The following is an 11,651-nucleotide window of genomic DNA, read 5'->3' on the forward strand; positions in this document are numbered from 1 at the left end:
GGGAGGCTGTCAACTAAAGTTAGTTACCTCTCTTACCACAATACGTCACCCCATTTGCTTATTTCTGCCAAATATTAAATAAATAAAATTTTAATTAAAAAATAGAAGGGAAAATTCCCTCCCTACATAATTACATAATATACTGTCTTATTCCTCTAATATTATTTTGTAGAATCAGAACAAGATGCATTTGAAACAACAAATCTCATTTTTTGTCAGCTAAAATAAGATATATATTAATATATTATTTAATAATATATTATATATATCTATATATCATTTAGTAATATATTATATATGGTTTTAAAATAAGTATTGTAAATTAAATTTAAAAATCATCTGAACTACCATTCGTCTAACAAGCTTGGTAAAACTTATAACTATAGCTACAAGAAATCATAATATCATCTCTCCAATCTACTTTTTCTTCACTTAATAATCTCTAAAGTTGTGTTGTTTTCTTTGTTTAATAACTATAAGATTTTGAGAAACTGTTGTTCTTACATTGTCTAGTTTATTTTAAGTACAAAACATACCAACAACGGTTACGTTGACAACGTAACCGTTGAGTGTTATTATATAAATATAATAACAACGTAAACGTTGATAAAGAGGTGCATGTATATGTTTAAAGAACTTAATTTAGAAGATGCAAAATACTTATTAGATAATTTTGCAAGTTATTTTAAAGTTTTTGATTATCTTGATGAAGACAGTGACTTGAAAAAATATTCTGTAAAGGGTTTAAATAAAGCATATGTAGAATATATTAAAAAATCTGCTTTTACTGGAAATTATGATATTAGTATATTTATTAATACTTACAATGATTATTTAAACTTTATAAAAGAAAACAAAGAGGAGTTTTTAGTAATTTTAAGAAAAGCACAAAACCTTTCTGATGCTTGCAGTATTTCTGACTACTTCGCTTCAAGGAATAACTATAGTAAGTTAGAAGGAGAATGGTTATCTATTAAAGAAATACAAGATTATTTAGAACAAGACTATTATGTATATATTGTAAGAAATAAATATTTTAGGATTGAACGAGAAATAGATAAAATTGATGAACTAATGCAATATAAAGTGTTTACTTTCAAAGAAGCAACTACTCTATGGGGTTTAGGTGAAAGTACTCTAAGAAGTGTTATAAGACAAGATAATCTTATTGAAGGTATTGACTATCGAAAAAGTGGAAGTAATTGGCTTATAACAGAAGATGCTATGCTGAAGTTATATGGTAAACCTAGCATCATTGTCAATGACTGATACTCCCACACCAAAGGTGTGGGTTTTTAGGTACTATATGAAATTTTACAATATTCTATATTTAATCATTAATCATATTTTGGATTATGTTGGAAAAAATCTAAATAATGCTTTATAATTAAATTAAATAAACTATTTTTGTAGTATATTACTGTGGGGGGGTAATTCCAAATGGCTTTTAAAAAAAGATTTAAGGATATAGAAAGTACACAAATACATCTAAGTACAATCTATAAAAGGAATAATAAAAAACTAAATATAAAAAAGAAATGCAGCTTTATTATAAGTGGTTTACTTATTAGCTCAACATTACTTGGTTTTTCATCTTTAGATAATTCTGTTTATGCTGATGAGGGACATAATAACTTAAAAGTAAGTAAAGAAACAACATTAGGTAATAGAAAAGAAGTTGATAACTATTCTATTCAAGCATCAAATAATATTGATACTGCAATAAAAGTATCACAAAAAGGCTGGACATCTGCAACTAATATAATACTAGTTAAAGATAATGGTCTAGCTGATTCTCTATCTGTTACACCTCTTGCTAAAGCTTTAAATGCTCCAATACTAGTTACAAATCAAGATTCTATACCAAGTAATACTATGGATGAGATAAATAGACTTGGTATAAAAAACGTTATTTTAATTGGTGGCACAAGTTCTATTTCTGATAATGTTTTAAATACTCTAAAGGCAAAAGGATTAACTGTAGATAGAATTGGTGGGAATGATAGACAAGATACATCTTTACAAATAGCTAAGAAGCTCAATGATACAAGCAAAATAAATAAAGTCGCTGTAACTGATGGGTATAAGGGGTTAGTAGATGCAAGTAGCATTTCCGCTCCTGCTGCTAAAAATAATATGGCTATCTTGTTTGTAGATAAAAATATGAAAGATGATACAAAACAATTTATTGATAAAAATTCACAAAAGAATTATGTTATTGGTGGAGCTTCTACAATTGATGATGCTATAGTGAAGCATTTAAATGCAACTAGACTCTCTGGAGATAATAGAAAAGATACAAATGCTAGAGTTATAAATGAATTTTATGGAAAAGTTAATAATGCCTTTATAACTAAAGATGGTTCAAATAATGAAAATCAACTCATGGATGCACTTATTATATCAAATTTAGCTGCTAAAGAAGATTCAGTTGTTGTTCTTGGAAACAATGGATTATCTGATAAGCAAAAAGATGTATTGAAGAAAGTTAATCCTAGTAAAATCACAAAAGTAAATAATGGTGAAAATGATAAAACTTATTCTGATGCAATAGATGCATTTAATAGAAATGACTCAAATACTCAAGATAAGCAAAATGCTCCTGGAATAAAAGTTAATGGTAACAAAATAGCTATAGCTCCACAAAAAAACATGACAATAACTAGAAACTACCCTACAGGTGGTTTACCAATAATTGGTACAGATATAAAAGGTGAAATAAAAGTTAAATATGGAGACCCTGTAAGAGGTGCTCATGGATATGGATGTACTACTCAAGATGAATATGATAAGGTATTAAACTGGGGATTAAATGTAATGAGTACATTAGATTTAAATAAGTGTCCAGACTTTGTTTATTGGCAATATTACAAATCAGGTAATATACCTGAGGGCAGTTATATAGATAAAACTTTGTATGATGCAGATTTTAGAGATACTTATCGTTCATGGACAGTAGAAAATAAATATTTACTTTATGCACTTGATAAGGGAATTATGTCTAGAGAAGATGTTGAACAATTAATTATAGGTAAAAGTGTTCTTGGTCATGCAATAAGACAATTACCTAATACAACAGACCCAGGAGATGGTTCTCCAGCTTCTGCATATGATGTTATCTTTAGACAAAAATCTGATTGTGATGCTAGTGCTCAAGTAGACCAATTGATAAGTGATTTATGTGGAGCAAATGGAGCAATAATTGGTGATAGAAGTCATGCCGATTTCTATATGTTAAGTGGAAACTATTGGTGGATTAATGGAGCAATGCCAGGTAATTTTAAGAAAAATGATAACATCTTTAAAATGAGTGTAATATCTGCTCCAGCATATAATATAGACTATTTGTGGGAATAAAATGTACTAATCCATCTCTTTATGTGGAGTAGTATAAAATTAGAAGCTAGTTGACTAATATAAGATAGAAAATGTATAATATATATAAAGATACGAATTTGTATCTTTAGGACATAAAAAAAAGAGACTACAACTATTTACGGTAGGGTGTCTCTTCATTTAATAAGACTTACTCATTAGTTTGAAGAATCACCTGAATGGCCGTTCGGGTGATTCTTAATTTTTTGTAACGTTTTTTTAAACTCATCTATTTCTTTAAGGAGTCTATTCAAATTCTGAACCAATTTAATCAAACTGATTGTTATGGTTGTGAGAAATGTTATTATCGTTAACAAACAAATTAAATATTTCATGATATCACCTCCCCTCTTGATGTGACATGGGAGGTCTATGTAAATAAATATTCACCCTAATAGTTTTCTATGTAGTCTCTAAACAGATTATACCACAACTTACCATTTTGACAAATATAATGATTATTTGATTCTACAATCTGAAACTGCCACGCCTAAAGGTAGGGGCTTCTTAGGTACTACATGAATTTCTACAATACTGTAAACAAAAAATAAAATATTGCAAAAACAGAAGAATCACCCGAATGGCACTTCAGGTGATTCTTCTGTTTTTTTATTTTATCAATATCATCCCACATTTGATTCAACTTGAAGCTAATCTACCATGAATCACCATTCTAGCATCATTGAATTCATATGTGCATGTAGAAAGTGTAACTATTTTATCACTACTATTTACTTTAATATGCGATTTATATAATGATTTAGAAGCAATATTATTTATGTAATTTTGATAATCTAATTCATTGCTAAAATTTGTTTTTAGATAATCATAATCTGATTCTACAATATAAGCAGAAAAAACTTCATATAAAAATTCTTTTCCATTCAATGTTATTTTTATTTTGTTATTTTCTTCAAAGAAATTCCTATCTTTAAATTTATTTAAGTTATTAAACATAGTTTTATTTTTCATATTATGTCCATATATTATTATATTTTGCTCATCAAGAGATTTATTTCTATAATCCATAAATAATGTACCTGAAATAGAATCTTTTTTATAAAAATCTTTTTTAAGATAGTAAGAATTCTCTTTAGATTGCACAACTGGATAATTTATATTTGTATTCTCAACAGAAATCCAAAATTTAAAATCACTGTTAATTTTTGATAAGTCCTCCCTTTTATCTTCTTTTTTTTGAAGTTTTATTGATATTAATATAATATTAGTTATTATGTAGTGTCTTTTCATATATTTTCCTTATTTTAATTTTATTATATTTGAAAAAGTACCTGAAAAATTCAGGTACTTTTATTTTTAATATTACTTTGTTGTATCTAAAACAGAAACATTTGGAACAGTGAATTTCATTTCTTTGTCATTCCACGTTTTTTTAGATGTATCATCATACAATATATAGCAATCTGATTTATCTACAGTGAGTTTTAATTTTGTATGTCCTTTAAGTCCCTTTGTATAGAAATCTGATTTAGCTATAGGTGACTCTATTCCTGGTATATTCATAGCAACTTTGTCAGTATACATATATGCTTTAGGCAACTCAAATACTGTTGTATACTCTCTTATGATTAATACAGTTGTATCTTCATTATACCAGCCTGTACCAACTTTCATGTCATTAGTTCCCCTAACAGTATTTATTAAGTTAGCAACATTTGCTTCACTTAAAGCTTTACCTTTTGATTTTTCAAACACATTTAATACAGTATCTTGTGTATTAAGCTTCATTTTACTTAATATATCCTTTGTAATATCATTAACGCTACTAATGCCCTTACCATTAACAAGTGTCAATTTACCACTTCTTACTACTAAACGATACTCTTCAGTTGTTTTATTCTTACCAGTTATGTCTTTAGTTACTTCTTTACCATTGTAATCTTTTCCACCTATATTCATGCTTGGTAGCATTTTTAATTTGAACTTCCAACCATCACCAGTTTTTGTTCCAAATTTATTCATATAAGTATCTCTTACTTTGTCAGTACTATAGCTGCTATTTCCCCAAGCATTTTTAATAGCAGTATTTCCTATGTCCAAAGCATAGGTTTTTGCTGTTAAAGTTGGTTTATCTCCCCAATCTACTTTTCCAGTTCCACCTAATGTATAAGATAAGTTTACAGCACTTCCTTTATGGATTACTTGGGAGTTTCCTACCTTTGTACCACTTGCTACTTTACTTGCTAATGATTTAGCTTTTTTATCTGTTGCAATACTTGTTCCAACTACTTTTGAATTGATTTTAGCGTCTAATCTTAAGTAGCTATAAGAAAGTGGAGTTATTGTTCTTTGTCTTTCTCCAGAAACAATATCTATAGCTGTGTTCCCAGATAAATCAGAATGGGCCATAAATATTTCTGGATATACTTTAAGTGGTGTAGTTTTCTTTGTTTCATAACTATAAGATTCTTTCATATCCTTAGATTCTCCAGGTACTTTTGTATTAACAGTTCCTGTATGGTATCTATAATATGATACAGCTAATTTGTATGTGGCTGGTGTATATGCTTGTTTTGCAGTTTCACTAGATGTGTAACATCTGCAAACACTATTGCCTTCACTATTAGTTGTGTGTCTATAATTAGCTTTCTTATGAATATAACTTGAAACTGGGTCTAGCATGTAAATTTCAATATTACTATTCATAGTTCTCTTATTTTTATATTTATAATTTGTATCACCTCTATCTGCCGAAGCTATTTCATTTGTATATCCATTGTTTTTCCAATTTGCAAATTTAAGTGTATCTATATCTTTAGTTGTTCTTGTTGCTACTAATGTACCACCTACAGCTTGTGAGAAAGTTGTTCCACCATGATTAACATTTGTGCCATGTGGACTAGCTTTCCATTTAGGTTCAATCTTCAACCAAGGACTATTTTTCAAATCAACATTTCTTAATGATAAATTTGTCCAACCTGAAGGATTTAAAGATGAACTCACATGAGAAGTACTATCTGAGCTATGAGATACCTTGTAAATTGCATATGCAAGTTTACTAGATAAGTCATCCCAATACTCTGATAATCTCCATTCTGGAACTTCTTTTACATATTTTCCAGTAGTATCATCAACAACTGAGTCTATTTCTTTTGCTTTCAAATATACAGTCATCTCTGCATCTGAAAAAGCTTTCTCTCCTTTATCATCTTTTTTGTCTTTATATTTATCATCTACAGACATATCTTCAAAATCTTCATTTGCTCCAAAATCATTATCAGAATTTTTAGCTCCACCTAAATAAGTATTATACTGGTCCTCTTGATTTGGGTCTAATAAATCTCTTAATGCTGTATTAACAGTACTTTCATAAATTAGATTCTTATCTCTTGAAACTACAGACGGATTTTTAACTTTTAAATTCTCTTTAAAAAGACCTTCTTTATCTTTTTTATCGATTAAATCCACTTTATTTTTAGCTTCTTTTTCTATCTTATATGTTTTTCCATTACTTTCTATAGTACTATCTACCAAATCTATTTTGCTTATATTCTTACATGTTTTAAAGTCTTTTCCACCATCCCAATCTTTAGCTGGTTGAGCTATAGTTCCAACTTTTGTACCATTTGAATTATATAAGTCTATCTTTGTTTGAACAAATAACTTAGGTTTCTTTTCTACTTGTCCAGCTTTCCAGTGATGATATCCCCAACCACCAAAGACATTCTTTTTAACAGGTCCTCCTGAATTTATAGCTTGGATAGTGTTTACATATCCACCTTGCATGGGTTTCCAACCTGAAGATGAAATATGACCTAGTCTTTTACACCAATTAGAACATCCAGTTTTTGTACAGTAACCAGCTTTAGGATTACTTGTTGTTCCACCACGACTGTAAAGATATTTATATTCTCTAAAATATACACTTCTTTGTTGTTCATCATTACCAGTGACTTTTTTAGAATCTGCTAATCCTAGTGCCATAGAAAGATAAGACGTTGGCATATACATCCCATTTTGCTTTCCTTTACTATGAAGATGTATTCTAGGCATTGTTTGTATTAAGAATGTAACTTCACCTGATTGATATTTACCTTGAATATAATCTATATCCTTTTGTGAAACACCTTTTGATTTCATTAAATTTATATAATCTTGGAAAAATTGTTGCTTCCAGGCATCATCTTTACTTCTAATAGTATTTCCTACACTATCACCATAATTAACTTTGTAAACACCTTTTGAATCGGTTTCAGAAGTATATAATGCACTTCCCATAGTTGATAACACTTTATTTGAATTTGCTTTAACTGCTGATGGAGTTCCAACAATTCTTTTTGTCATTTCAGAGCTATTTAAAGAATCTGGACTAGTTTGATTAAAAATTCTATCTTTTCCAGCTATCAAATAATATGTTGCATCTGAGTAAGTTCCTAATATACCAGAATTTTTGAAATCTGTTTCAGTTGACTTATTAACTGGCATGAATAAACAATACTTCATATACTCTGATGAAAATTTATATGATTTTACAATATCATTTTCAGTAGCATCTTCAGTTAATAAAGTTACACTTCCATCTGATGCTTGACCGTTTTTTACGCTACCTGTGTTTGGCACAAATCCAAACATTATTACCTGATTTACATTTTGTCCATTTAAGGTCCAGTAATTTGCGTTATATGCATAACCATTAACGATTAATTGGTCAGAAGTAATGCCTGAGCCTCCTCCTGAACCCCCACCTGAGCTGCCGCCACTATCAGCAAATGTTTTTATTGGTGTACTCAATAGAACACTACTAATTAACATAAACATTAGAAAATTATTTTTTCTATTATTCTTATCTGAATGCAACATTCTAAGAATTGTTAATATTAATAATATACCTACAAGTGATAAAACACCTATTTGCATTGGTAACATATCTTGTGTGTGAGGAGATATTATACCCTCTTTATTCAATATCTTACCTTCACCTAATATTAAGGTTGTTACACCTGCTGTATCTGGTATATCAACTGTAAACACTTCTCCTGTTTCATTGTCTTGAACCATAAATGTTTCTCCTGACATAACAGAGAAATTTATTGGTTCTTTTCCTTTGTATTCTTTATTTTTTACATTTTCAACATTAATTACTGAAAAATTATAATCTAATCTTTTTCCATCAAGTTCCTTATAAACTTGAAATTTGTTTCTTGGAAACACACTTAAACTTAAGTTTCCTTGACCATTTGAAACATGTATATTCTTATTATGTGTTACACTTGCATATTTAGATTCAATACTTACTGAATAGTCTCCATTTGGAATGTTTTCTATATATTTATCTTTAGAGCTGATATCAAATTTAGATTCTATGCCAGTTTTTTTATTTTTTAACAAGATATTTAACTGTGTCCAATTCTGACTTAAATCAATATTTCCATTTATTTTAAAATCTAGGTTAATTTTACTTAGCTGCTGATTAGATGAACTTGAAATTTCAGCATTTCTAATTTTCACTACATTAGACATGAAGCTATCTAAATGTGTTTTACTAGAAATGACTGGATACACTATTTCATCTTGGCCATTGCCCGTATCAAATTCAAATTTTTTATCTACAGAATTTAATATTATTCTTGGTTCTACCTTATCTCTAGTTAGCCAAACTAACCCTTTGTCATTTGTAGTAACTCTATATTTAGAATTACTATATGTTCTTTCAATGTCTATTTTAAAGTTTTTTACAGGATTATCTTTCAAATCTAAAACTTTTATAGCTACTAAGTTAGTATCAGTTATTAATTTAGTTCTTATAGGTGCATTTTTAGCACCTTCTGGTAAACTTTTATCTACATTTTTTAGAGTACTAAATTCTTCTCCAATGGTCTTTTCTATTATTTTTTCTCTATTCACAGATAATGATTTCCCATCATTATCTAACATCAGAATAGACTTAATTACACTATCAGTTTTTCCTCTTAAGCAAAATTTGAATTTATCTCCTAATTTATAGCTTTTTACATTATTAAATTTAATTAGATAACTATTTTCTTTTTTATTAAAATTCTTTTCAGTTACATTTACTTTATCAATATAATTACCTTTAGAGTCTTGTAGCTCTATTTCAAAAGAAGGTATATATCCGATTTCAGATTGATTTGTATTTACTTCTACTCTTAAATACATTCCATCATTTACAATTATATTTTTAGATGTAGTATTTTCATTTACATCACTACTATTAATTGGTGGATTAGAATTGTTTTCATTGTTAGTATCGTCCTTATTAGCATCATCCTTATTATCACTTTCTTCATCTACATCTGTGCTTCCTATTACATTTCCTTCATTATCAATTATATTTCCTTTGCCATCATCTTTTAAATCTGTTTGAACATTATTATCGACAAAAGCTCCTCCTCCATTATCTGCATAAGAACTTACTATAGATGTACCTGTTAGCATTATTACTAACATAGCTGTTACAATTTTATTTTTCACCAATTTAATCACCTCACTTCCAAATTGATTTATATAAGAATATATATTAATAATTCTTATATATTACTTAATAATACATATACTTCTATATATTATTTAATAATATAATATATATACTTTCATATATTATATTATTAAATAAAAAAGAGACTACATTAATAATGTAATCTCTTTTTATTGATAGGTATGATAACAGCTAAGATGACTTTTTTTATAAAATATATAAATAAAGACTACAGTTAAACTATAGTCTTTATTTATATTCTATCAAATTATTAAGTATTTTATATAATAAATATATCTATCCTATAAATATATTTACTTTCTAAAACTTTATTATTTGAAACGAGTACAAAACAAAAGAATAAATATATAATATCATAAATAATTATTCTTTTCAATAATATATAATAAAAAAGAACTATACTTATAAATAGTTCTTTTTTATTATATATATGAGTGATAACTTATGTTCAATTTTGATTATAATATAAATACATATCTTTTTCAAGTTTATAAATTAATAATATAAAAACTATAGTATATACTATAGTTTTTATATCGTAAATCTTATTTTAAATATAGAATATAAAACAGGAGTCTATGATAAAATATATCATAGTAATTATATAACATCTTATTTATAGTAGAATCTATGACTTCATCAAAACAAAATGATTATTTATACTTATTATAGTTCTTTTATTATATTATTTCAAGGTTTTTATTATATATTCAAAATAAAAAAAGAAACTATATTTATTATAATTATAGTTTCTTTTCTATCCTAAAAACAACAAAAGAGAAGTGTATCTATATTTATTATAGTTCTTTTATTATATTATTTCAAGCTTTATATATATTCAAAATAAAAAAAGAAACCATAATATTTTTATATATTATAGTTTCTTTTTTATTTATATCAGATAAAAATATAGAGGAATTATATCTATACTTATTATACTTCTTCAATTATATTATTTCAAGTTTTTTATATATTTAAATATAAAAAGAGGCTATAACATTTTATATATTATAGTCTCTTTTTACATCTTATTAAATATACATGCAGAAGAATTACATTTGTATTTATTATACTTCTTTTATCATATTATTTCAAGTATATATATATACATTATAAAAAGAAACTATAATATTTTTATATATTATAGTTTCTTTTTATATTTATATGCAACAAAATCAACAGGATACTATCGGAGTATGTTTTTATTATACTTCTTTTATTATATTATTTCAAGTTTTTTACATTTAATCAAAACAATATAATATACATTTATTCTTTTCAATACAAATATAAAAGAGGACTATACAGTCCTCTTTTATATTTGTATTGAAAAAACAGAAATTATGAGGAAGAATTTAAATTTTTCATAATTTCTTATACACTTAATATAAAACAATAAAATATTTGGGAATATAAAATTTGTTCATATTAATTATATTATATTTATTATATATAATCAAGTACAATATACACCAACTTATATAATATATATTATATTTTTATTCTTATAAGTGTATTTTATATATAAAAAAGAACTATTATATTAATAGTTCTTTTCTATATCGGAGTTTAAACAAATCCACATCTATATAATCTAACATAAACATTAATTATATAATACATATTATGTTTTATAGATTTTACTTTATTAGGATAAAATACTCTATAGATTAAATATAATTTACTTTACCCAAATAAATAAGAGTTAATGAGCTTATATATTATATAACATATAATATATAATTTTTCAATAAATATATATAAAAAAAAGAAATTATCTTTGATAATTTCTTATTAC

General features: G+C 26.4%; 3 protein-coding genes and 1 pseudogene. 2 read left to right on the forward strand and 2 right to left on the reverse strand.

Annotated features, from left to right (window positions below; genetic code table 11):
* Window positions 1-624: 624 nt before the first annotated feature.
* Together KGF52_RS11130 and KGF52_RS11135 are read left to right on the forward strand one after the other, a co-directional pair.
* Window positions 625-1,269, forward strand: coding sequence for a helix-turn-helix domain-containing protein (locus tag KGF52_RS11130; protein WP_227840234.1), 645 nt, complete (start codon window positions 625-627; stop codon window positions 1,267-1,269).
* A gap of 171 nt (window positions 1,270-1,440) precedes the next feature.
* Window positions 1,441-3,357, forward strand: a complete 1,917-nt coding sequence (locus KGF52_RS11135) for a cell wall-binding repeat-containing protein (RefSeq protein ID WP_227840235.1) — start codon at window positions 1,441-1,443, stop codon at window positions 3,355-3,357.
* A 657-nt stretch (window positions 3,358-4,014) separates the two neighbouring features.
* On the opposite strand, the pseudogene srtB reads toward KGF52_RS11135, so the two are convergent.
* Window positions 4,015-4,590: pseudogene (srtB, locus tag KGF52_RS11140) on the reverse strand (class B sortase); the annotation flags it as partial.
* Window positions 4,591-4,698: 108 nt separating this feature from the next.
* On the reverse strand, window positions 4,699-9,828 hold the full coding sequence (locus KGF52_RS11145) for a hypothetical protein (RefSeq protein ID WP_227840237.1): 5,130 nt from the start codon (window positions 9,826-9,828) through the stop codon (window positions 4,699-4,701).
* Window positions 9,829-11,651: the final 1,823 nt, after the last annotated feature.

The organism is Clostridioides sp. ZZV15-6597 (genome assembly GCF_020657815.1).
Classification (GTDB): domain Bacteria; phylum Bacillota; class Clostridia; order Peptostreptococcales; family Peptostreptococcaceae; genus Clostridioides.

Bases quoted from the DNA above. Each gene is read 5' to 3' on its own strand.
- KGF52_RS11130 (WP_227840234.1), top strand. From the start codon at position 625: ATGTTTAAAGAACTTAATTTAGAAGATGCAAAATACTTATTAGATAAT.
- KGF52_RS11135 (WP_227840235.1), top strand. From the start codon at position 1,441: ATGGCTTTTAAAAAAAGATTTAAGGATATAGAAAGTACACAAATACAT.